This is a genomic window from Tabrizicola piscis (assembly GCF_003940805.1).
GTDB classification, from domain to species: Bacteria; Pseudomonadota; Alphaproteobacteria; order Rhodobacterales; family Rhodobacteraceae; genus Tabrizicola; species Tabrizicola piscis.
In genome coordinates, this window is sequence record NZ_CP034328.1 from 33,637 (window position 1) to 55,335 (window position 21,699).

Genomic DNA, 21,699 nt, shown 5'->3' on the forward strand with positions numbered 1-21,699 from the left:
CTTCCCCCCCTTTTTGACAAAGATGCCGCCCATGTCCCAACCGCTTGCGATCCAGTTCCAGACCACCGATCTTGAGGGTCTTGCCTCTGCAAAAGGCCGCATTGCCGTACTTGCCGATGCGGGTGCCCCGCTCAGCCCCGGCGCCAGACGGCTTGACCGGCTGACCAAGGGGGCGCTGGCCCGCGCGGTTGCGTCAGACGCCTTTGCCAAGCTCAAACCGGGCGAAGGGATGGATCTTGCCTACCCCGCTGGCATCGCTGCCGATGCGCTGCATCTTCTGCGCCTGCCCAAACGTTGCGAAGTGGCGCAGGCCCGCAAGGCCGGGGCCGCCGTGGGCCGGGCCCATGGGGCAGGGGGCACGCTGGTGCTGGCCGAAAGTCACGCCCGGGCGGCTGAGGTCGCCTTTGGTCTGGCCATGCGTGCCTATGACTTCAACGCTCACAAAAGCGGTGAAAAATCCACCCCGGGTCCAGTGACCATGATGGTTGCCAATGCCGAAGCCATCGCCCGCGCTGCAGCCCCGATGGCCGCCGTTGCCGAAGGCGTGTTCTTCACCCGGGATCTGGTGAATGAACCGGCCAATATCCTCACGACGCATGATTTTGCCGCCCGGCTTGCGGCGATGCAGGAACTGGGCCTGCATGTCGAGATTCTGGAAGAAGACCAGTTGATGAAACTTGGGATGCGCGCGCTGTTGGGCGTGGGGCAGGGGTCTGAAAGCCCCTCCAAGGTCGTAGTCATGCAATGGCACGGCGGCCCCAAGGATGAGGCGCCTTTTGCCCTCGTCGGCAAGGGCGTGGTGTTTGACACCGGCGGCATCTCGATCAAGCCCGCCGGCGGCATGGAAGACATGACGATGGACATGGGCGGCGCGGGTGTCGTCGCTGGCGTGATGCGGACCCTTGCCCTGCGCAAGGCCAAGGCGAATGTCGTGGGGCTGGTCGGGCTGGTGGAAAACATGCCCGACGGTCGCGCGCAGCGCCCGGGCGATGTGGTCCGCTCGATGAAGGGCGACACGATTGAGGTGATCAACACCGATGCCGAAGGCCGCCTCGTGCTGGCCGATGTGCTTTGGTACGCGCAGGAACGCTTCAAACCCACCGGCATGATCAACCTTGCCACCCTGACCGGCGCGATCATCGTGGCCTTGGGCCATGAAAACACCGGCGTGTTTTCCAACAACGATGATCTGTGCAACGCCTTCCTCAAGGCCGCTGCCGCCGAAGGCGAAGGCGCATGGCGCATGCCGATGGGTGATGCCTATGACGCCAAGCTGAAATCCCGGGTCGCCGACATCGTCAATTCCTGCGGGCGTGACGCCGGGGCGGTGACGGCGGCGCAGTTCCTCGCCCGGTTCGTCAAGCCCGACATGCCGTGGTGCCACCTCGATATTGCCGGGACCGCGCTGTTGAAATCCGACTCCACCCTTGCGCCCAAGGGGGCGACGGGGTGGGGCGTCATGGCGCTGGATCGGCTGATCCGCGACAAGTTCGAAAGGTGACGCTCCTCCCTCGCTTCGCGTCGCTCCTCGCAGCAGTACGCCCGGCGAAGAGCGGTCGAAGACAAGCGATGAGCGGGTTGAGCAAGAGGCACATCCCATGGGCACGGTGATGTTCTACCACCAGACTCGCACCACGGCGGCTGACACGCTGGCTGTGAACCTGCCCCGCGCGCTGCGTCAGGGCTGGCGGGCCATGATCCGCAGCCCTGATCCCGCCACCCTTGACCGTCTTGACGCCGAACTTTGGCTGAAGGGCGGCGAGGAAAGCTTCCTGCCGCATGGCCGCGAAGGCGGTCCGCAGGATGCTGATCAGCCGGTCCTCCTGGGCGCAGGCGCGCCCGTCAATGGCGCCAAAGTGCTGGCGCTCATCGACGGGGCAGGGGCCGAGGATGCCGAAATCGCCGTCATGGAACGGGTCTGGGTCCTGTTCGACGGCAATGACGACATCCGCCTGCAAGCCGCCCGCGCCCAGTGGAAAGCCGTGACTGCCGCAGGCCATGCCGCCCAATACTGGTCCGAGGAGGGCGGCCGCTGGGAAAAGAAGGCCGAAAGCCCCGCGCGCTAGAGCGTGGCCAGCGCCAAGAAGGCCGTTGTCAGAGAACGAGATTCCTTCAGGAAATCTTGGTCAACGTTGTCTGAACGCGACCCCGCAACCCGTTGAATTGCTTTGAATCCGACCTCTGTCCCTGCCCGGGACACTACTGCCGCAGGATCAACTGTCCGTCGGCAAACTCCATCCGGAACTGCCCCAGATAGTCCATCCCCAAAAGCGACCCCGGCATCTCCCCCTCGGTCACATAGGCCCGGAACCCTTCGTTGCGAAACGGCCCAAGCTCCACGACCGGCAGCGACACCTGCGCCGTCCGGACCACCCCATTGGCCGTCATCGCCTCGCCACGAAAGTCCAGACTGTCAGGGTCGATACCCAGCCGCGCCGCGTCATCGACCCCCAGCACCATGCCCGAGGCGCCGGTATCCACCATGAACGGCACCGCCGTCCCGTTGATCTGCAGCGTCAGGTAATAGTGCCCATCCGGCGCGATCGGCACCTCGACGACGCCAGCCTCGGTGACCATCTGGCGGGGCATCACGTCGTGCCGGATGTCGGACCACAAGCCATAGCCCGCCATCATCCCGATGAAGATCAGCCCCCAGGCCATCCCCATCCGCAGGGCCTGACCCATGCGCTGGCGGAACTCGACCATCACCCAGCCGCCAAGGGCCACCAGGATGACGCCAAGATAGGCGACACGGGCAAGGGTTTCTCCGTCCATCAGAACCTCCGGTTTCCGATGATATGGGGGCAGGGGGGCGATATGGAAAGGTCAGCCGATCAACCCGGTGCCCCGCACCCCGTCAATCACGAACTGCACCGACAGCGCCGCCAGCAACATTCCCAGAAGCCGGGTGATGACAATCACCCCCGTCCGGCCCAGCATCCGCTCCAAGGGTGGCGAGGCCAGCAGGAAGCCATAGGTCACCACCATCATGCCAAGCAGCAGGCCCATCACCCAGAGCGTGCCCGACCAGTCCGGCCCGGCCTGACCGACCAGAAGGATCATGGTCGCAATGGCCCCCGGCCCGGCGATCAGGGGGGTGGCAAGGGGAAAGACCGACGGGTCATGGTCCGGTTCAGCCTGCTGCCCCTCACGCCGTTGGGTACGGCGTTCGAAAAGCATGTCCAGCGCGGTGAGGAACAGAAGAATACCGCCCGCAATCCGGAACGCCGGCATAGAGATGCCGATGAAGCCAAGGATCGCCTCCCCCGCCAGCCCGAACAGCAGGAGAAGGACGGAGGCAATAATACAAGCCCGCCGCGCCATGGCCCGGCGCTTTTCCGGGCCCATGCCACGGGTCAAGGCGATGAACAGCGGCACCAGACCGGGTGGGTCAATCACCACGAAAAGCGTGGCGAAAGCGGTGACGAGGAAGGCGGTTTCGGGCATCGGACCTCCGGTTGGCGAAGGGTAGCCCGGCTTTCCGGGCTTTGGAAAGCGGAACCTGCGGGCCGGGGCGCTGCCCCGGACCCCGGGTATTTGGGAAGAAAGACTGTCAGCCTTGTGGGGCAAGGGGCGGAAGGTGCCGGGGGGCGCGGGATTGCCTGTGGGGGGCTGCTTAAGCTGCTGCTTCCTCAAGTTTTTCTTGAGCGGACAGCCACATCGCCTCGGCCTTGTCGAGGGCTTGCATCAACTCGGCATACTTCGCGTTCCAGGTGGCGAGTTCGCCCTTGCGGCTGCCTTCGTACAACTCCGGGTCTGCCAGTTTCTTAGCCAGCTTGTCGCGCATGTCGTTCAGTTTGGCCAAGCGGTCTTCGCATTTGCGCACCTCGGCCTTCAGGGCGAGAAGTTCGTCGCGCGATGCTTTGGGTTTCTTTTCAACAGGTTTGGGGGCAACCTTGACGTCATCTTCACCAGCCAGAAGCTGGCGGCGATAGGCCTCCAGATCTTCGGTGTAGGGCGTGACAGCGCCGCCCTTGACCAGCCAAAGACGGTCCGCCACGAGGCCCAGAAGGTGCATGTCGTGGCTGACAAGGATCACGGCGCCGGAATAGGCGGTCAGCGCCTCGACCAAAGCCTCGCGGGATTCGATGTCGAGGTGGTTGGTCGGTTCGTCAAGGATCAGCAGATGCGGTGCGTCGATGGTGGCAAGCAGCAGCGACAGCCGCGCCTTTTGTCCGCCCGAAAGGCGACCGACGACAGTGTCCGCCTGATCAGCCATCAGTCCGAAGCCCGCCAACCGGGCGCGCAGGCGGGCCTGCATCTCGGCCGGGCGCAGGCGCTGGATGTGTTGCAGCGGCGTCTCGTCGATGTGCAGTTCATCCACCTGATGCTGGGCAAAATAACCGATCCGCAGTTTGGAGGACCGCGCCAGCTTGCCTTCGCTGGCTTGAAGTTTCCCGGCCAACAGCTTGGAAAGCGTGGATTTTCCTTCACCATTCCGGCCAAGCAGGGCAATCCGGTCATCCTGATCAATGCGCAGGTTCAGTTTGCGCAGGATCGGCGGGCCGCCATAGCCCACGGCTGCGCCATCAAGGTTGATGATCGGCGGGGCAAGCTCTTCCGGTTCGGGGAAGGTGAAGACCACCTTCTTGGCATCCTCGGGCGCGGTGATCGGGGTCAGCTTTTCCAGCATCTTGACGCGGGACTGCGCCTGAACGGCCTTTGATGCCTTGGCCTTGAACCGGTCAACGAAGCTTTGCAGATGCGCGCGGCGCAGTTCGACCTTCTTCGCCTCGGCTTGCAGGACCGCGCGGCGTTCGGCCATCTGCCGGGCGAACTGGTCGTAAGGGCCGGTCCAGTAGGTCAGCTTCTTTGCGTCCAGATGCAGGATGCCTTGCACGGCGCGGTTCAGAAGGCCGCGGTCGTGGGAGATGATGAGCACTGTATGCGGATACTTCTGGAGGTAGGATTCCAGCCAGAGCGCGCCTTCCAGATCAAGGTAGTTGGTCGGTTCGTCCAAAAGCAGATAGTCGGGTTGGGCAAACAGCACCCCGGCAAGGGCCACGCGCATCCGCCAGCCGCCCGAAAAGGCCGAGCAGGGCATCAGCTGCTGTGCGGCGTCAAAACCCAGACCTTTCAGGATGTTGGAGGCGCGACCCTCCGCGGACCAGGCGTCAATGTCGGCCAGACGGGCCTGGATTTCGGCTATCCGGTGCGGGTCGGTTGCCGTCTCTGCCTCGGCCAGAAGGCCCGCGCGTTCGGTATCGGCCTGCAGCACGGTATCGAGAAGCGAGGTTTCCGACGACGGCACCTCTTGCGCGACTCCGCCGATGCGGGCGCGCTGGGGCAGGGTGATCGTGCCACCCTCCAGCGCCAGTTCGCCCCGGATCAGGCGGAACAGCGTGGTCTTGCCCGCGCCGTTGCGCCCGACGATGCCGACCTTGTGGCCCGTGGGAATGGTGGCCGTGGCCCCCTCGAACAAGGGGCGGCCTTCGACGTTGTAGGTGATGTCTTCAATCTTGAGCATGGCCGGGGGATTGCCCGAAGCCGGGGGCGGCGTCAATGCCGCGACACCTTTTCAACGCGGGCAGAGCGTGATAGCTGCCGCGCGTCCCATTCCGGCACAAGTTGTGCCCAAAATCAGCTGGAGAATCCCATGGCCGTTGAACGCACCTTGTCGATCATCAAACCCGACGCCACCAAGCGCAACCTGACCGGCAAGATCGTTGCCAAGTTCGAAGAGGCGGGCCTGCGGGTTGTCGCCTCGAAGCGCATTCACCTGACCGCAGCCCAGGCCGGCGCGTTCTACGCCGAGCACAAGGAGCGCGGCTTTTACGGTGAGCTGGTCGCCTACATGGCGTCCGAGCCAGTGGTCGTGCAGGTTCTGGAAGGCGAAGGCGCCATCCTGAAGAACCGCGAAGTGATGGGCGCGACCGATCCGGCTGCTGCGGCCGCTGGCACGATCCGCAAGGAGTTTGCGCTGTCCAAGGGCGAAAACTCGGTCCACGGGTCGGATAGCGAGGCTGCTGCCGCGCGTGAGATCGCGTTCTTCTTCTCGGGGCTTGAACTGGTTGGCTGATTGCCAGCCGTGATCTATGAAAGGCCCGGCCATCGTGCCGGGCCTTTTTCATTGAAGACTGGTGGCGGGGGAGAGGCGCTTTGTCTGGTCTGAATAACGTATAATCAGTATTATGTCATGTAAACGGGGCTGGAAAGGCTGGAACTGCCGGGATATGAGGCGCTGACTGCGAAAGGATGCCATTTTGCCCTTCAATCGTTCGATCAAGATCGCCCCCTCCATCCTTGCCGCCGACTTTGCCAATTTTGGCGCGGAATGTCGCGCGATTGAAGCTGAGGGCGCGGATTGGGTGCATGTCGATGTGATGGACGGCCACTTTGTGCCGAACCTGACCTTCGGCCCGGCGATGTGCGCGGCCTTGCGTCCGCATATCAAGGGCGTGATGGATGTCCACCTGATGATCGCGCCGGTGGACCCCTATCTTGAGGCTTTCGCCAACGCAGGTGCCGATATCCTGACTGCCCATGTCGAGGCTGGGCCGCACATTCACCGCACGCTGCAAGCCATTCGCGGGCTTGGGAAAAAGGCCGGTGTCGCGCTGAACCCCGGCACCCCGGTGGGTGCTGTGGCGGGTTTGCTGGACATGGTGGATCTGGTGTGTGTGATGACGGTGAACCCTGGCTTTGGCGGTCAGGGCTTCATCGACAGCCAGCTGCCGAAGATCGCTGAGTTGCGCCGCCTGATCGGTGACCGCCCAGTCCATATCGAGGTGGACGGCGGCGTGACGGTGACGACAGCGCCCCTGGTGGCCAAGGCCGGGGCTGATGCGCTGGTTGCAGGCTCGGCCGTGTTCAAGGGCGGTTCGGTGGCGAACCCGGGCGGCTATGGCACCAATATCCGCGCCATCCGCGCCGCGGCTGAGGCGGCCCTTGGCTGATACCCTGAACCTGATCTTCGACCTTGACGGCACGTTGATCGACTCCGCGCCGGATATCCATGCTGCGGCCAATAAGGTGTTTCAGGCCAAAGGGTTGGAGCCCTTTCCTTTCGCGGTGGTCAAGGGGTTTATCGGCAATGGCGTCGGGGTGCTGGTCAGCCGGTTGCTGGCAGCGCAGGGGCTGGAGCCGACCGGGCCGTTGCATCAGGACCTGGTGGCAAGTTTCATCTCGCTTTATGAAGAAGCCTTTGATCTGACTGCGGTTTATCCCGGCGTTTGCGATGCTTTGCAGGCCTTGTCGGCGCAGGGTCACCGGTTGGGGATCTGCACGAACAAGCCCGAAGGCCCTGCCCGCGCCGCGTTGCGTCATTTCGGGCTGGACCGCGACATGCGGGTACTGATCGGCGGAGACACCCTGCCCGAGCGCAAACCCGACCCGGCGCCGCTCCTCGCTGCATTGGCGGCCCTTGGCCCCGGTCCGGCGCTGTTTCTGGGCGACAGTGAGGTGGACGCTGAAACGGCGCATGCGGCGAATGTGCCGCTGGCCCTGTTCACCGAAGGCTATCGCAAGACCCCGGCCGAGGCGATGGGCGCGAAGCTGATCTTCAGCGATTTCACCGCCCTGCCCGGCCTGATCAGCCATATCGCCCGCAGGCTTTAGCCTGACAGGCAGGTTTTCCCCGGATTTGGTGACATCTTCCGTCATTTCTCCGTCAATGCCCGTTTTCGGGGCATCTTTTCTCGACAGAGCGGAAAAGCAGTCTTATCACTCGCCGCACGGCAAGGGTGACCTTGCGGCAATACCTGCAACTATGGGTATGGCCGATGCATTAAGGACTATTGGAATGACCGATATGACGCTTCTGACCCTGTTGAACCGGATTGCCGCCGCATCGAGCATTGACGATGCCTGGGGCATTGCCACCGACCATTTTGCGACGCTGGGCTTTCAACGGGTAAACTACGGCTTTACCCGTTTTCGCCATCTGAAGACGATCGGCGACCCGGATGACGCGCTGTTCCTGTCCACCTGTGAACCGGAGTATGTGAAGCGATACTTCCGTGGCGGCTTTTATGCCAAAACCCCGGTGTTCCGCTGGGCCGAACGCTCGGCGGGCGCCTGCACCTGGACGTGGGTGAAAGAGGCATTCGAAGCCGGCAAACTGTCAGCGGAAGAGGCAGAGGCCGTGCGCCACAATGCGAGCATGGGTGTCACTGCAGGGATCTCTGTCAGTTTTCCTGAGGTTTCCTTGCGGTCAAAGGGGGCGTTGGGGCTGATTGCCGACGTGGGGCTAAGCCATGCCGATGTGGACCGGATCTTTGCAGCCCGTCAGGAAGAGATTCTGGCGGTGGCGAACATGATGCACCTGACCATTGTGCACCTGCCCCAACTGTCCCGCCATCGTGCCCTGTCCCCCCGCCAACGCGAGGCGCTGGAATGGGTGGCCGATGGCAAGACGACGCAGGATGTAGCTTTGCTGATGGGGGTTAGCCCGGCGATGGTGGAAAAGCACCTGCGTCTGGCGCGCGAGGCGCTGGCGGTAGAAACGACGGCGCAGGCGGTGGCCAAGGGTGCGCTTCTGAACATGATCTTCCAGCGCCTGCCGGATGCTGCCCATGCCGCACGCTAAGCCCGGAAGTTGACGTTGGGTAAGGTTTTCCCTACTCGCCTGATCCGGCACGAACGGGGCACAAATAAGCCTCGGGCACGGTAGAGTTTATCCGTGTTCCGCTTTTTGTGACCCTGTTCGGGTTTAGTTTGTTCAGCCATTTTTCCCCTTTGGCTGGTGTCAGTTCTGCCTCTCCCGTCCTTATCCCCAGTGGGATGGCAGGACCGTGCGGCGCGGCCCTTTACTGGGTCGCGCCGAATGTTTTGGTGACAGCCTTTCAGTAGCCCAAATGCCCGGTTAAAAAGGAAAGGGCCGACGCATCGCTGCGCCGGCCCCCTGCCCCGTTCTGTCGAAAGCTTAGCCCTGAAGCGCCTTGGCGACTTCGGCGGCGAAATCTTCCGACTTCTTCTCGATCCCTTCGCCGACGGCGACGCGGGCATAGCCGGTGATTTCCACGCCAGCTTCCTTGGCCGCCGCTTCCACGGTCAGGTCAGGGTTGATGACGAAGGCCTGGCCGAGAAGCGTGTTTTCCGCAAGAAAGCGCTTCATCCGGCCCGGGATGATGTTGTTGTGGATCACGGCGTCCGGCTTCGGCTTGGCCGAGGCGGCGTTTTCTTCCAGCGCCTTGGCGGTCTGCACGGCCAGTTCCCGCTCCAGCACTTCGGGGTGCAGCGTCGCTTCGGACAGAGACAGCGGTGCCGTCGCCGCGATGTGCATCGCGAACTGCTTGCCGATCTCTTCCGCCTTGGCCTTGTCGCCCTTCAGCGCCACAAGGACGCCGATCTTGCCCATGCCCGCCGATGCGGCGTTATGGACGTAGGACACGACCGTTTCACCCTCCAGCACATGCATGCGGCGGAAGGTCATGTTTTCCCCAATGCGGGAAATCGCTTCCTGCACCACGGTGTCCACGGTCTTGCCGTTCAGATGGGCTGCCTTGACCACCTCGATCTCATCGCCCGCCGTCAGGGCGATGTTCGCCACGTCGCGGACCAGCGCCTGGAAATCGGCGTTCTTGGCGACGAAGTCGGTTTCCGAGTTGATCTCGACCGCAACGCCACGGCCGTTGCTGACGGCAACGCCGATCAGACCTTCGGCGGCGACGCGGTCGGCCTTCTTGGCCGCTTTCGCAAGGCCCTTGGTCCGCAGCCAGTCAACCGCGGCGTCCATGTCGCCATTGACCTCGGTCAGCGCCTTTTTCACATCCATCATGCCTGCGCCGGTGGCTTCGCGCAGTTCCTTCACCATCTGGGCGGTGATCGTCATTTTTCCCACTCCTCAGAAATCATGGTCCCGGCGGGGGTAGCCCCGCCGGGTGACAAGCTTGTGACGCGACAGCCGATCAGGCTTCGGCTTCGGCGACGGCTTCTTCTTCCGGGGCAGCCTCAAGCGCGCCAAGGTCAACGCCAGCGGCGCCCATCTGGGCCGACATGCCGTCAAGCGCGGCGCGGCTGATCAGGTCGCAGTAGAGCTGGATCGCGCGGGCCGCGTCGTCGTTGCCGGGGATGACATGCGTCACGCCCTTGGGCGAGCAGTTGGTGTCGACGATGCCGACGACCGGGATGCCCAGCTTCTGCGCTTCCAGAACGGCAAGGTCTTCCTTGCCCACGTCCACGATGAAGATCAGGTCCGGGGTGCCGCCCATTTCGCGGATCCCGCCAAGCGAGGCTTGCAGCTTGGCCTGGTCACGTTCCATGCCAAGGCGTTCCTTCTTGGTCAGACCTTCGCCGCCTGCGCCAAGCACTTCGTCCAGCTGCTTCAGGCGCTGGATCGACTGGGACACGGTTTTCCAGTTGGTCAGCGTGCCGCCCAGCCAGCGGTGGTTCATGTAGAACTGCGCGCAACGTTCAGCCGCTTCGGCGACGGGCTTTTGTGCCTGGCGCTTGGTGCCGACGAACAGGATGCGGCCGCCCTTGGCAACCGTGTCGCGCACGATCTTAAGCGCCTGGTCCAGAAGCGGAACAGTCTGCGTCAGGTCGATGATGTGAATGCCGTTGCGGTCACCGTAGATATACTCGCCCATCTTGGGGTTCCAGCGAGCGGTCTGGTGGCCATAGTGAACGCCAGCTTCCAAAAGCTGACGCATGGAGAACTCAGGAAGAGCCATGCCTTATCCTTTTCCGGTTTGATCCTCGGTGCCGCCGTCTTCACCCCCGGATGGGGGCAACCGGTGGACCTCACGGGATTTCTCCCCGCAAAAGCCCCAGCGACACCTGTGAAGTGGCGCGGCATTACCCTGCCCCATCTGCTGGCGCAAGGGCAAATCGCCTGCAAAACCGGGCAAACCCGCAGGAAAACGGTCAAAACCGGCCCGGCAGTGTCGTTGCCCGTAGTGCAGGCATGGGGTGCGCGGCTAACCTGCCGCCCATCTGCGCGCAGAGCAAGGGGTTGTCCGTGAAGATCAGATCCATCACCGCCCTGCCGGTGAACATCCCGTTCCATGCGCCCTACCGGTTCAGTTATGGCGCGATTGCGTCGCTGACCAAGACGGTGATCCGGCTGGTGACCGAGGATGGCGTGGTGGGCCTTGGCGAATGTGCCGATGGTGACCGGGCCGCCGATGTGATCGCCGCCGGCGCGCGGCTGGTGGGCATGGACCTGCGCGACATTCATGCCGCCGAGGCGAAGCTGGTCCCGGGGATGCGCTACACGCCTTGGGGCAATGTGCTGGCCGCGCGGCGGGTCTTCGGCGGGATCGAGATGGCGATGTGGGATGCGCGGGGCAAGACGGAAGGCGTGCCTCTGTTCCAGCTGCTTGGCGGGGCGGTTCGGACTGAAATTCCGCTGACCGAGTATTTCAGCTATCGCTGGCCCGGCGCGAACCACCCCGGCGAAAGCACTCCGCTAGAGGTCGCGCGCTATTGTGCTGCGATGATCGAACGCCACGGATCGGTGATCTTTGAAGGCAAGGTCGGCGCGGTGGCGCTGGATGAGGAAGTGCAGATGGTCCGCGAAGTCCGCGCCGCCATCGGCGACCGGCCCCTGCAGCTTGATGCCAATGGCGGCTGGACAGTGCCCACGGCGCGGGATGCCCTGCGCCGGCTGGCCCCGTACAATATCAGCTGGTTCGAGGAACCGGTGGAAACCTATGAGGAAATGGCTGACCTGCGTCACCATTGCGATATCCCGTTTTCGGCCCATGCGATCGACCTGCCCAAGGCTGTCGCGCTGCGCTGCCCGGATTGCATCGTGACCAATGTGAATGAACATGGCGGAGTCGCTCGCACCCGCGACTTCATTCGCGCTTGTGAGGCGATGGGCGTGGGGTTCCGCTTTCATTCCGGCGAAACCGGGATCGCATCGGCGGCATATCTGCACCTGACCGCGGCGTTGGAACATGTCCGGGGGGCCAGTCAGACTTTGTTCCACTGGTATGCAGACGATGTCATCGAAGGCGGCCCGTTCGCCCTTGAAGGCGGGATCACCCGCGTGCCTGATGGCCCCGGCCTTGGCGTCACGCTGGACGAAAAGGCGTTGGGCCGCTGTCACGACCGCTATCTGGCCGAAGGTGCCTTTCCCGATGGGCGCAGCGGCGGCTACGGCAGTGCCTTCCGAAAACGCTGAAACCCCGTCCCGGGCTTGACCCGGGACCTCTGTCCACGGCCCCCCCTGACTGGACAATGAGGCCCCGGGTCAAGCCCGGGGCGAGCCCCCCTTGCACCGGCGCGGCGCTTCCCGCAATAAACCACATATGACGCCAGACATCCTTTGCATCGGGTCCACCCTTTGGGACATCATCGGCCGCTCGCCCACCTCGATGCGGTTGGGGTCGGATGTGCCGGGCCGGATCAGCCGCCTGCCGGGCGGTGTCGCGATGAACATCGCGATGACGCTGCGCCGCTTTGGCATGACCCCGGCGCTGCTGACCGCGATTGGCCGCGATGCCGAGGGCGAAGAGCTGATCGCCGCCTGTGACCGGATGGGCCTTGTGACCGCCCATGTCTACCGGTCCGACGATCTGCCGACCGACCGCTACATGGCGATTGAGGGCGCGAACGGGCTGATTGCGGCCATAGCCGATGCTCATTCGCTGGAAGCGGCGGGCAACAAGATCCTGCGCCCGCTGGAGGATGGCCGTCTGGGAACCGAAGCCAGCCCATGGCCCGGTCTGATCGCGCTGGACGGCAACCTGACTGAGGCGCTGCTATCCGACATTGCCACTTCGCCGCTGTTTGCTGCGGCCGACCTGCGCGTCGCCCCCGCTTCGCCGGGCAAGGCAGAGCGGCTTTTGCCGCTGCTGACGCATCCCACCGCCACGCTTTATGTGAACCTGGAAGAGGCGAATATTCTGGCCAAGGCACAGTCAAGCACTGCGCCACAGGCTGCTGCCGCGCTTTTGGCGCGGGGGGCCAGCCGGGTGTTGGTGACCAATGGTGGTGCCGTGTCCGCCGAAGGCAGCCGCGACGGCGGTGTGATCGAAGGCGCGCCGCCACCCGTTCTGGTGACCCGCGTCACCGGCGCTGGCGACACGTTCATGGCCGCCCATATCGTTGCCGAAGCGCAGGGTGCTGCCCGACAGGCCGCGCTTGATGCAGCGCTGCGCGCGGCGGCCAGCTATGTTTCAGGAGAGATCGGATCATGATCGCACCACTGCTCATGTCGCCCGAAGTGGCCGAGGCTGTTGCCAACAACACCCCGATTGTCGCGCTTGAAAGCACAATCATCACCCATGGCATGCCATACCCGCAGAATGTGGAAACGGCACGCCGGGTTGAGGCTGAAGTCCGCGCCCAAGGGGCCGTGCCGGCGACCATCGCCGTCATGGACCGGCGCATCCACATCGGTCTGACGGAAGATCAACTGCAATCCCTGGGTCAGGCGCAGAACGTGGCCAAGCTGTCGCGCGCCGATCTTGCCGCCTGTCTGGCCAGCGGCGGAACCGGGGCCACGACGGTGGCGGCGACCATGATCTGCGCAAAGCTGGCCGGAATTTCGGTCTTTGCCACGGGCGGCATCGGCGGTGTGCATCGTGGGGCGGAAACGACGTTCGACATCTCGGCCGATTTGCGGGAACTGGCGGAAACGTCCGTGACTGTGGTCGCGGCGGGGGCGAAGGCCATTCTGGATCTGCCGAAAACGCTGGAGTATCTGGAAACCCTTGGTGTTCCGGTCATCGCCTATGGGCAGGACGCGTTTCCCGCCTTCTGGTCGCGCGATTCGGGCCTTAAATCCCCGCTGCGGATGGACAGCGCCCGTGACATCGCCGCTGCCCATCTCCTGCGGGGGCAGCTTGGTCTGCCGGGCGGCCAACTGGTCGCCAATCCGATTCCCGCAGGCGACGAGATCGCGCGCGGCGAAATCACCCCGCATATCGAAGCCGCCCTGTCCGAGGCTGCGGCGCGGGGCATCGCTGCCAAGGCCGTGACGCCTTTCCTGCTGCAGCGCATCTTTGAGTTGACGGCAGGCCGGTCTTTGCACGCGAATATCGCCCTTGTGCTGAGCAACGCCCGGCTGGCGTCCGAGATCGCGACGGAAATCGCGCGGCAGCGCACGGAAAGCTGACTGGAAAACCGATTGGGGCCATTGGCAAGGCCGGGTGGCACCCATAGGTTAAGGCGTCTTCCTTGCACCCGCCGGAGTCTTGATGTCCGAACCCCACCAATCCCGCCGCCGCAGCATTCTTGCCAGCCTGCGGGCAAGCTTTCTGACCGGTCTGGTGGTGGTCTTGCCCATTGGCCTGACGATTTACTTCGTCTGGACGCTGATCGGCTGGATTGACGGCTGGATCCTGCCCTTGATCCCGTCGGCCTACCAGCCCGAGGCGCTGGTTGAACGCTACATCGGCCCCGGTGCCAATTTCCCGGTCCGGGGTGTGGGCGTGCTGGTGTTTCTGGTCTTTACCATCATCATCGGCTGGATGGCCAAGGGGCTGTTCGGCCGGTCGGTCATCCGCTGGGGCGAAGATGCGGTGGACCGGATGCCGATCATCCGGTCGGTCTATGGCGCGATCAAGCAAGTGGCTGAAACCTTCTTCAACAAGAAGGAGCAAAGCTTCGATCAGGTCTGCCTGCTGGAGTTTCCGCGCGCGGGATCCTATGCGCTTGGCTTCATCTCGACCCGGCCAAAGGGTGAGGTGGCCAATCGGCTGGCCCTGCTGGGGCCGGACTTCTCGGCCGTGTTCGTGGGGCTGACGCCGTTTACGTCGGGCATGTTGCTGTTCGTGCCGACCAAGGATCTGACCATCCTTGACATGAAGATCGACGACGCGGCCAAGTTGATCGTGTCGGGCGGGTTGGTCTATCCCTTGACGAAGGACCCTGTCTGAGCACGGGCCTATTCCCGCGCCAGCAGGCCTTGCAGGTTGACGCCCGGTTCCTGCCCGATGTGCCGGGCATCTTCCGCCAGAAACCGGTCTGCCGCCGCCCGTCCCGCCTGTTTCAGCCGATCCAGAAGCTGGGGTGAGGGGGCAAGTTTGGTGCTGGCGCTGAGGTCGTTCATCAGGCCGTCATCGGCGATCATGTGCACGCGGACCTCTTTCATCACGCCTTTGTCCATCCGGCCTTCGGCGATCAGGCGACGGACAAAGTTGATCGCCCGCAATTCGCCAAGCAGGCTTGCGTTGAAGCTGATCTCGTTGATCCGGTTCTGGATATCCAGCGGGGTTTCGGGCACGGCCTCGCGCCGCATCGGGTTGATGGAGACGACGAGCACGTCTTCGGGCAGTTCAGGTTCATAAAGCGGGAAGAGTGCCGGGTTTCCGGCATAGCCGCCATCCCAATAAGCTTCACCGCCGATCTCGACCGCCTGAAACACCGTTGGCACACAGGCCGAGGCCATCAGCGCCTCGGGCGTGATCGCGCTGCCTTCGAAGACCTTGATCTTGCCGGTTCGTACATTCGTGGCGCTGACGAACAGGCGCGGGCCATCGCCTGCGCAGACTTTGGCAAAATCCAGATCGCGAACGACCGGCTCCAGCGGGTTTTGCCAGCCTGTCCCCCAGGAATAGGGCGAATAAAGCGCGGCCGTCAGACTTTGGGGCGAGACCGGCATCAGCGTTTCCGCCGCTTCCTGCCAGAGCCGGACGGCGGGCAGGAACGGTTGCAGCCAGGGCAGCAAACGGAAATCACCGACCGCACCGACCTGGGTCCACAGCCGGTCCAGCCGCTTTTTCGCCGCCCCACGACCGCCCGCGATCAACCCGGCTTTCAGCGCGGCCCCGTTCAGCGCCCCTGCCGATGTGCCAGAGATCGCGGCGATTTCAATGTCGTCTTCGTCCAAGAGACGGTCCAGAACGCCCCAAGTGAAGGCGCCATGCGCGCCCCCACCTTGCAGCGCCAGATTGACCCGCCGCTTGCCAGTTGGCGTCTCGGCAGGCGTCACAGGGCCGTCCATCCGCCATCAACGGAAATGCTGGTCCCGGTCACCTGATCGGCCGACGACGAGCACAGGTAGACAGCCGTTCCGCCGATCTGTTCGACCGTCGCAAACTGGCGTGAGGGTTGGCGGTCCAGCATCACTTCGCGGATCACGGTTTCACGGTCCATCTTGTGTGCCTTCATCTGGTCGGGGATCTGCGCCTCGACCAAGGGGGTCAGCACATAGCCCGGGCAGATCGCGTTGCAGGTGATCCCCTGCCCCGCCACTTCCAGCGCCACGGTCTTGGTCAGGCCAAGGACACCGTGCTTGGCCGCGACATAGGCCGATTTGAACGGGCTTGCCGTCAAGCCATGGGCGCTGGCCACGTTGACGATCCGGCCCCAGCCCTTGGCCTTCATCCCCGGCAGGGCGGCAGCGGTGGTGTGGAAGGCCGAGGACAGGTTGATCGCCAGAATCGCATCCCATTTCTCCACCGGGAAATCCTCGACCGGGGACACGAACTGGATACCGGCGTTGTTCACCAGAATGTCGCAACCGCCCGCCTTTTCGATCAAGGCGCGGCACTCCGCGCCCTTCGACATGTCGGCGGCGATGTAGCGCGCGACTACGCCATGCCGGGCACCAAGATCGCGGGCCATGTCATGATCTTCGGGCCGGTCGGTGAAGCTGTTCAGCACCACCTCGGCCCCGGCGGCGGCCAAAGCCTCGGCCACGCCCAGACCGATTCCCGAATTTGACCCGGTGATGACGGCGCGCTTGCCTGAAAGTGTCATGTTCTGCCCCTCATGCTGCAACTGCGAAACCATGCCATGCTGCGGCGCGAAGGGGAAGCGCTGGCACACCTTTGTGAAACGCACAAAAAAAACGCCGGCACGAAGCCGGCGTTAAGTCTTTGAGGCAGGTTTCATACAGGCAAGAAACCTATCGAGCAGTAAGGACTGTATAATCCGCTCTCTGCCGATGGCCAAGCTAAAAGTTTGAATTGCCACGATGACGGTCCTAATCTGGCCGCGACCGACAGCCTTGCAGACAGGAAAACCTTGCCCATGTTCGCCGTCCTTCGCGCGACCCTTCACCGTATTGCCGCGCCCACGGTCCTCGCCCTGACGATCGGCGCAGCCGTCGCCGAACCGCAGCATGGCATAGCTATGTATGGCGCACCTGCCCTGCCCCCGGATTTTGTGTCCTTGCCTCAAGCCAACCCTGATGCGCCGAAGGGCGGCAGCATCACGCTTGCGGTCAATGGCGGCTTCGACACGCTGAACCCCTTCATCACCAACGGCTCTCCGGCCGAGGGCGTGTCGGCCCTGACGTTCGAGACGTTGATGGCCCGCAGCTTCGATGAACCCTTCACGCTTTACGGTCTTCTGGCCGAATCGATCACCACGGATGACGCCCGGACCTATGTGGAATTCACCCTGCGCGAAGGGGCCCGATTCTCGGACGGGACCCCGGTGACCGTCGATGACGTGCTGTGGAGCTATGAGACTCTGGGCACCCTTGGCCACCCGCGCTACCACACCGCGTGGGACAAGATCGCCTTGGCCAAGGCGACCGGGCCGCGCAGCGTGCGGTTTGATTTCAACACCGAAGACCGAGAACTGCCGCTGATCCTGGGCCTGCGCCCGATCCTGAAAAAGGCTGACTTTGACGGAAAGGTCTTTGATGCAACGACCCTGGACCGGCTGACCGGGTCGGGGCCCTATGTCGTTGATACCGTCGACCCCGGTGTCGGCATAACCTATCGCCGCAACCCCGATTGGTGGGGCAAGGACCTGCCCTTCAACCGCGGCCAGTGGAACTTTGACACCATCCGGTATGAATACTTCGCCAACCCGGTCGCCGTCTTTGAATCGGTGAAGTCGGGCGCCATCTCCGCCTACCGCGAAGACAACCTTGCCCGCTGGGCCAGCCGCTATGACTTTCCCGCCATCACCAATGGCGAGATGTTGAAACTTGAAGTTCCGCATGACCGCCCCTCGGGCATCATCGGGTTGGTGATGAACACCCGCCGCCCGCAGTTCGCTGACTGGCGCGTGCGCGAGGCGATGATCCAGATGTTCAACTTCGACTTCATCAACCAGACGATGACCGGGGGGCAGCGCCCCGCATCACCTCCTACTTCTCCAACAGCCCCTTCGCGATGGTCCCCGGCACCCCGGCTGAGGGGGAGGTTCTGGCATTGCTGGAACCGTTCCGCGCCGACCTTCTGCCCGGCACGCTTGAGGGGTACGCCTTTCCCGAAAGCGATGGGTCACCGGTCAATCGCCCGGGCCTGCGCAAGGCCCTGGCCCTGCTGGAAGAGGCGGGATGGACGATTGGCGATGACGGCATCCTGCGCGGGGTGGACGGACAACCCTTCACCTTTGAAATCCTGCTGACCATCGGTCAGGACGAAGCCGCCAGCATTGCCGCGATCTATGTCGAGGCGCTGAAGACCGTGGGCATCGCGGCCCGCGTCACCATGCTGGACAGCGCGCAGATGAAGACCCGCACCGACAGCTTTGATTTCGACATGACCTACATCATCCGCACCATGTCGCTGTCACCCGGCAACGAGCAGACCCTGTACTGGAGCGTTGCCGCCGCAGACACCGAAGGGTCACGCAACTGGATGGGCGCGCGGTCCCCGGCGATCGACGCGATGATCGCGGCCATGCTGTCGGCCCGCGATGTGGAAGGCTTTACGACTGCGGCGCAGGCGCTGGACCGGCTGCTGACCGCCGGGCGCTATGTGGTGCCGTTCTGGTTTGCCGACCGGAACCTGATTGTCCATGCACGCGAATTGAAGCACCCCGAAACGGTACAGCTTTACGGGGACTGGGGAAATTCATATCTTCCGGCCCTGTGGTGGTTCGAAGAATGACCGCCCTCGATCAAGCAAGAGGCATGAGCATGCGCAAACTGGCACTGACCCTTCTGGCACTTCTGGCCCTGTCGGCCTGCAACACCATCGGCGGCGTGGGACAGGACATTACGGCAGGGGCCGATACCGTCGCGGACATGTTTTAAGGTCGCCTCAGACCAAGGACGTTACCCACAGGATCGTCGCATCCTCATCTGACAGGCTGATCACGTTGTGGCCCATGGCTGCATCGTAATAGGCGCTGTCGCCCCGGCGCAGGTCGACGGGTTCATAGAACTCGGTGTAAAGGCGGATCACGCCGGTCAGGACGAACAGGAACTCTTCCCCGTCATGGCGGACCCAGCCGCTGAATTCGTCAAGGCTGCGGGCGCGGATCGTGGCGCGATAGGGCAGCATCTGTTTCTTCGACAGGCTTCCGGCCAGAAGCTCATGTTCATAGGTAGCGGTCGCCTGCGCTTGCCCGTCGCCTGACTTGGTGACGGCCATCCGCCCGTTGACCTGTGCCTTGGACGGCGGCGTGAACAGCTGCGGGACCGAGATGGACAAGCCCCCCGCCAGCTTTTTCAGCGCGTCATAGGTCGGGCTCATCTGCCCGTTTTCGATCTTTGACAGGGTGGACCGCGCCAGACCCGCACGCGTGGCCGCCTCTTCCAAGGTCCAGCCAAGGGACCGGCGCAACTCACGCACTCGCAGGCCCAGATTGAGCGGCTCGACATGGGTGTCGCCCCCCGCCTCACGGGCGACGCGGATCATGGTCTTGGGATCGGTCGTCTGCATGGCCACCCGGATAGTGCAGCGCACCTGTCCTTGCAACTGCGATGCAGGCTTCTTAGGCATGGTGCGATGCTGTCATTGATCGACACCCGCCCGTTCCCCGCCCTGCCCGCCGCCTTCAACATGGCCGGGCATGTGCTGGCGGCTGGCCAGAGCAATCCGGGAAAACCGGCGCTGGTGATTCTGCACCCGGAGCGGGATGAGGTTCTTTGCTTCGCAGACGTAAGCGCCCGGGTCAGGGGCTGCGCCACCGCGCTGTTGGGTATTGGGCTGCAGCCCGGCGACCGCGTGCTGATGCGGCTGGCCAATGGTCCGGCGTTTCCCATCGTGTTCCTTGGCGCCCTCTTTGCCGGTCTGGTGCCCGTCGCCACCTCCGCCGCGCTGACCGAGGGCGAGATTACGCGGCTGGCGCTACGCGCGGACCCAAAGCTTGTCATCGCCAACCCGGGCATTCCCCTGCCCCGCCACCCTGCCCCGGTGATCGCCCCTGATTGCGCCGCTTGGGCCAGCCTGCCCCCGGCACCGCTGCATATGGGTGATCCGCACCGTGAGGGGTACATCGTCTTCACCTCAGGCTCATCGGGCGAGCCCGAGGCCGTGTCCCATGCCCATCGCGCCATCCTTGCGCGTCAGGCGATGCACGCCGCTTGGGAGGGCCTGATCCCGGATGACCGCCTGTTACACGCAGGCGCGCTCAACTGGACCTACACGCTGGGCACAGGCCTTTTGGACCCCTGGACGCTGGGTGCCACCGCCGTGATCCCCGCTGCCGGAACGCAGCCTACCGCCCTGCCCACGCTTTTGGCGCGGTCGCAGGCCACCATCTTCGCCGCCGCCCCGGGTGTCTTTCGCCAGATGCTGCGCGCGGGTCTTCCGGCCCTGCCCCACCTGCGCCATGCGCTGTCGGCGGGTGAGGCGCTGCCCCCCGCCTTGCGCGATGACTGGCAGCGCCAGACCGGAACTGCGGTGCATGAGGCGCTGGGGATGTCGGAGTTGTCCACCTACATCTCGGGCGCGCCCCATCGCCCTGCGCCGCCCGGCACAGCCGGCTATGTCCAGCCCGGCCGCCTTGTCGCCTGCCTTGATGACAGCGGAAACCCCGTCCCCCGCAACACCCCCGGCGAACTTGCCGTCTCCACCGCCGATCCCGGTTTCATGCGGGGCTACCTCGGCCGCCCTCCACCGGAAGGCCCTTGGTTTCGCACGGGCGACGTCGTCACGATGTCGGACACCGGCGCAATCACCCACCTCGGCCGCAAGGATGACCTGATGAACGCGGGCGGCTTCCGCGTCTCACCGCTGGACATCGAGGCCGCCTTTCACGACCTTCCCGGTCTCACCACCTGCGCCGCAGCCGAGGTTGAGGTTGCCCCCGGCACAAGGATCATCGCGCTGTTTTACGAAGGATCGTGCAGGATCGACGCCACCCTTCTGCACCAGCGCGCCGAACTTGCCCTTGCCCGCTGGAAGCAGCCAAGGCACTACCAGCACCTTGACTCGTTGCCGCGGACGGCCAATGGCAAACTGATCCGCCGCGCCCTTGGCCCGCTATTCCAGAGACCTGACCCATGATCCGCCTTGATATCTTTTCAGATCCCGTCTGCCCGTGGTGCTTCATCGGCAAGGCCAATCTTGACCGCGCCCTGCAGGATCACCCGGTGAATCCCTTCGCGATCCAGTGGCATCCGTTCCAGCTGAACCCCGACCTGCCCCCGGAAGGCGTGGCCAAGCGCGCCTATCTTGAGGCGAAGTTTGGCGGTCCGGCCAAGGTCGATGCGATCCATGACCGCCTGCGCGAAGTTGCCCGCGCCGCTGGTGTGGACATGGACCCTGACATTCCCCAGCGGATGCCGAACACCCTGAACGCTCACCGCCTCATCCACTGGGCCGGGATCGAAGGTCTGCAGCCCGACATGGTCCACCGCCTGATGCGCGCCTACTGGACCGAAGGCCGCGATATCGGGGCGTTGGAAACCTTGGCCGACATCGCGGGTGAGGCTGGGATGGACCGGGCCGCCACCTTGCGCCTTCTGTCCTCGGACGCGGATGCCGAGGATATCGCCGCCCGCGACGCCGATGCCCGCGCCAAGGGGGTCAGCGCCGTGCCCACTTTCCTTGTGGCACAGCAATACGTCGTCTCGGGCGCGCAACCCCCTGACCTTTGGGCCAAGGTCATCACCGAACTGACGCCGCCTGCCGAGGGTCTGGTGAATTGACCGACACATCCGTTGTCCAA

21 protein-coding genes and 1 pseudogene are annotated in these 21,699 nt (G+C 63.9%); 14 read left to right on the forward strand and 8 right to left on the reverse strand.

What is annotated here, in order from left to right:
• Positions 1-31 precede the first annotated feature (31 nt).
• The gene (locus tag EI545_RS00125) at positions 32-1,501 is read left to right on the forward strand and encodes a leucyl aminopeptidase (protein WP_125323539.1); all 1,470 of its coding nucleotides are present in this window, start codon (positions 32-34) and stop codon (positions 1,499-1,501) included.
• A gap of 97 nt (positions 1,502-1,598) precedes the next feature.
• Positions 1,599-2,066: a DNA polymerase III subunit chi gene (locus tag EI545_RS00130; RefSeq protein WP_125323540.1), complete on the forward strand. Its 468-nt coding sequence runs from the start codon at positions 1,599-1,601 to the stop codon at positions 2,064-2,066.
• Between the two features lie 133 nt (positions 2,067-2,199).
• Here EI545_RS00130 and EI545_RS00135 read toward each other — a convergent pair whose 3' ends face one another.
• The 3 genes from EI545_RS00135 to EI545_RS00145 form a co-directional block, all read right to left on the reverse strand.
• Positions 2,200-2,775 carry a retropepsin-like aspartic protease family protein gene (locus EI545_RS00135; RefSeq protein ID WP_125323541.1) on the reverse strand — a complete coding sequence of 192 codons (576 nt, stop codon included), beginning with the start codon at positions 2,773-2,775 and terminating at the stop codon, positions 2,200-2,202.
• 51 nt (positions 2,776-2,826) lie between these two features.
• Positions 2,827-3,447 (reverse strand): MarC family protein, encoded by a 621-nt coding sequence (locus tag EI545_RS00140; protein WP_125323542.1) that lies wholly within the window; start codon positions 3,445-3,447, stop codon positions 2,827-2,829.
• A 169-nt stretch (positions 3,448-3,616) separates the two neighbouring features.
• Positions 3,617-5,467 (reverse strand): ABC-F family ATP-binding cassette domain-containing protein, encoded by a 1,851-nt coding sequence (locus EI545_RS00145; RefSeq protein ID WP_125323543.1) that lies wholly within the window; start codon positions 5,465-5,467, stop codon positions 3,617-3,619.
• A gap of 129 nt (positions 5,468-5,596) precedes the next feature.
• On the opposite strand from EI545_RS00145, the gene ndk reads away from it, so the two are divergent.
• The 4 genes from ndk (at position 5,597) to EI545_RS00165 (ending at position 8,527) form a co-directional block, all read left to right on the forward strand.
• Positions 5,597-6,019 (forward strand): nucleoside-diphosphate kinase, encoded by a 423-nt coding sequence (gene ndk / locus EI545_RS00150; protein ID WP_125323544.1) that lies wholly within the window; start codon positions 5,597-5,599, stop codon positions 6,017-6,019.
• Positions 6,020-6,203: 184 nt separating this feature from the next.
• Complete coding sequence (gene rpe / locus EI545_RS00155) at positions 6,204-6,896, forward strand: ribulose-phosphate 3-epimerase (protein ID WP_125323545.1); 693 nt, start codon at positions 6,204-6,206, stop codon at positions 6,894-6,896.
• Positions 6,889-7,557, forward strand: coding sequence for a phosphoglycolate phosphatase (gene gph, locus EI545_RS00160; RefSeq protein WP_245990226.1), 669 nt, complete (start codon positions 6,889-6,891; stop codon positions 7,555-7,557). Before rpe ends, gph begins: the two co-directional genes overlap by 8 nt.
• Before the next feature lie 184 nt (positions 7,558-7,741).
• Positions 7,742-8,527 (forward strand): helix-turn-helix transcriptional regulator, encoded by a 786-nt coding sequence (locus EI545_RS00165; protein WP_164517164.1) that lies wholly within the window; start codon positions 7,742-7,744, stop codon positions 8,525-8,527.
• 336 nt (positions 8,528-8,863) lie between these two features.
• On the opposite strand, the gene tsf is transcribed toward EI545_RS00165, so the two are convergent.
• Positions 8,864-9,772 carry a translation elongation factor Ts gene (gene tsf / locus EI545_RS00170; protein ID WP_125323548.1) on the reverse strand — a complete coding sequence of 303 codons (909 nt, stop codon included), beginning with the start codon at positions 9,770-9,772 and terminating at the stop codon, positions 8,864-8,866.
• A 76-nt stretch (positions 9,773-9,848) separates the two neighbouring features.
• Positions 9,849-10,613: a 30S ribosomal protein S2 gene (rpsB, locus tag EI545_RS00175; protein WP_125323549.1), complete on the reverse strand. Its 765-nt coding sequence runs from the start codon at positions 10,611-10,613 to the stop codon at positions 9,849-9,851.
• A 287-nt stretch (positions 10,614-10,900) separates the two neighbouring features.
• Here rpsB and EI545_RS00180 point away from each other — a divergent pair, with 287 nt between their 5' ends.
• The 4 genes from EI545_RS00180 (at position 10,901) to EI545_RS00195 (ending at position 14,771) form a co-directional block, all read left to right on the forward strand.
• Positions 10,901-12,070, forward strand: coding sequence for a mandelate racemase/muconate lactonizing enzyme family protein (locus tag EI545_RS00180; RefSeq protein WP_164517165.1), 1,170 nt, complete (start codon positions 10,901-10,903; stop codon positions 12,068-12,070).
• Between the two features lie 127 nt (positions 12,071-12,197).
• Positions 12,198-13,088: a PfkB family carbohydrate kinase gene (locus tag EI545_RS00185; protein WP_125323551.1), complete on the forward strand. Its 891-nt coding sequence runs from the start codon at positions 12,198-12,200 to the stop codon at positions 13,086-13,088.
• A complete protein-coding gene (locus tag EI545_RS00190; protein WP_174258166.1) occupies positions 13,085-14,008 on the forward strand; it encodes a pseudouridine-5'-phosphate glycosidase in 924 nt (307 codons plus the stop codon). Before EI545_RS00185 ends, EI545_RS00190 begins: the two co-directional genes overlap by 4 nt.
• A gap of 82 nt (positions 14,009-14,090) precedes the next feature.
• Entirely contained in the window at positions 14,091-14,771 is a 681-nt protein-coding gene (locus tag EI545_RS00195; protein ID WP_125323552.1) for a DUF502 domain-containing protein, read from the forward strand.
• An 8-nt stretch (positions 14,772-14,779) separates the two neighbouring features.
• Here the strand turns inward: EI545_RS00195 and EI545_RS00200 are convergent, their stop codons facing one another.
• Positions 14,780-15,838, reverse strand: a complete 1,059-nt coding sequence (locus EI545_RS00200) for a patatin-like phospholipase family protein (RefSeq protein WP_125323553.1) — start codon at positions 15,836-15,838, stop codon at positions 14,780-14,782.
• Complete coding sequence (locus EI545_RS00205) at positions 15,823-16,596, reverse strand: 3-hydroxybutyrate dehydrogenase (protein ID WP_125323554.1); 774 nt, start codon at positions 16,594-16,596, stop codon at positions 15,823-15,825. The genes EI545_RS00200 and EI545_RS00205 overlap by 16 nt, the downstream gene beginning before the upstream one ends.
• 273 nt (positions 16,597-16,869) lie before the next feature.
• Between EI545_RS00205 and EI545_RS00210 the strand changes: the two are divergent.
• Together EI545_RS00210 and EI545_RS00215 are read left to right on the forward strand one after the other, a co-directional pair.
• Positions 16,870-18,689, forward strand: a pseudogene (locus EI545_RS00210) (extracellular solute-binding protein).
• A gap of 29 nt (positions 18,690-18,718) precedes the next feature.
• A complete protein-coding gene (locus EI545_RS00215; protein WP_125323555.1) occupies positions 18,719-18,835 on the forward strand; it encodes a lipoprotein in 117 nt (38 codons plus the stop codon).
• 7 nt (positions 18,836-18,842) lie between these two features.
• Here the strand turns inward: EI545_RS00215 and EI545_RS00220 are convergent, their stop codons facing one another.
• A complete protein-coding gene (locus EI545_RS00220) occupies positions 18,843-19,466 on the reverse strand; it encodes a helix-turn-helix domain-containing protein (RefSeq protein WP_125323556.1) in 624 nt (207 codons plus the stop codon).
• Positions 19,467-19,532: 66 nt separating this feature from the next.
• On the opposite strand from EI545_RS00220, the gene EI545_RS00225 reads away from it, so the two are divergent.
• Both EI545_RS00225 and EI545_RS00230 read left to right on the forward strand, forming a co-directional pair.
• The gene (locus tag EI545_RS00225; protein WP_125323557.1) at positions 19,533-21,035 is read left to right on the forward strand and encodes a class I adenylate-forming enzyme family protein; all 1,503 of its coding nucleotides are present in this window, start codon (positions 19,533-19,535) and stop codon (positions 21,033-21,035) included.
• Entirely contained in the window at positions 21,032-21,679 is a 648-nt protein-coding gene (locus EI545_RS00230; protein WP_125323558.1) for a DsbA family oxidoreductase, read from the forward strand. Before EI545_RS00225 ends, EI545_RS00230 begins: the two co-directional genes overlap by 4 nt.
• The last annotated feature ends 20 nt before the right edge of the window (positions 21,680-21,699 follow it).

Coding starts and splice junctions, on each gene's coding strand:
- EI545_RS00185 (WP_125323551.1), top strand. CDS start 12,198: ATGACGCCAGACATCCTTTGCATCGGGTCCACCCTTTGGGACATCATC.
- EI545_RS00205 (WP_125323554.1), bottom strand. CDS start 16,596: ATGACACTTTCAGGCAAGCGCGCCGTCATCACCGGGTCAAATTCGGGA.
- EI545_RS00215 (WP_125323555.1), top strand. CDS start 18,719: ATGCGCAAACTGGCACTGACCCTTCTGGCACTTCTGGCCCTGTCGGCC.
- EI545_RS00140 (WP_125323542.1), bottom strand. CDS start 3,447: ATGCCCGAAACCGCCTTCCTCGTCACCGCTTTCGCCACGCTTTTCGTG.
- EI545_RS00145 (WP_125323543.1), bottom strand. CDS start 5,467: ATGCTCAAGATTGAAGACATCACCTACAACGTCGAAGGCCGCCCCTTG.
- rpsB (WP_125323549.1), bottom strand. CDS start 10,613: ATGGCTCTTCCTGAGTTCTCCATGCGTCAGCTTTTGGAAGCTGGCGTT.
- EI545_RS00195 (WP_125323552.1), top strand. CDS start 14,091: ATGTCCGAACCCCACCAATCCCGCCGCCGCAGCATTCTTGCCAGCCTG.
- EI545_RS00130 (WP_125323540.1), top strand. CDS start 1,599: ATGGGCACGGTGATGTTCTACCACCAGACTCGCACCACGGCGGCTGAC.
- EI545_RS00135 (WP_125323541.1), bottom strand. CDS start 2,775: ATGGACGGAGAAACCCTTGCCCGTGTCGCCTATCTTGGCGTCATCCTG.
- EI545_RS00165 (WP_164517164.1), top strand. CDS start 7,742: ATGACCGATATGACGCTTCTGACCCTGTTGAACCGGATTGCCGCCGCA.
- ndk (WP_125323544.1), top strand. CDS start 5,597: ATGGCCGTTGAACGCACCTTGTCGATCATCAAACCCGACGCCACCAAG.
- EI545_RS00225 (WP_125323557.1), top strand. CDS start 19,533: ATGCTGTCATTGATCGACACCCGCCCGTTCCCCGCCCTGCCCGCCGCC.
- EI545_RS00220 (WP_125323556.1), bottom strand. CDS start 19,466: ATGCAGACGACCGATCCCAAGACCATGATCCGCGTCGCCCGTGAGGCG.
- EI545_RS00125 (WP_125323539.1), top strand. CDS start 32: ATGTCCCAACCGCTTGCGATCCAGTTCCAGACCACCGATCTTGAGGGT.
- EI545_RS00190 (WP_174258166.1), top strand. CDS start 13,085: ATGATCGCACCACTGCTCATGTCGCCCGAAGTGGCCGAGGCTGTTGCC.
- tsf (WP_125323548.1), bottom strand. CDS start 9,772: ATGACGATCACCGCCCAGATGGTGAAGGAACTGCGCGAAGCCACCGGC.
- EI545_RS00230 (WP_125323558.1), top strand. CDS start 21,032: ATGATCCGCCTTGATATCTTTTCAGATCCCGTCTGCCCGTGGTGCTTC.
- EI545_RS00200 (WP_125323553.1), bottom strand. CDS start 15,838: ATGGACGGCCCTGTGACGCCTGCCGAGACGCCAACTGGCAAGCGGCGG.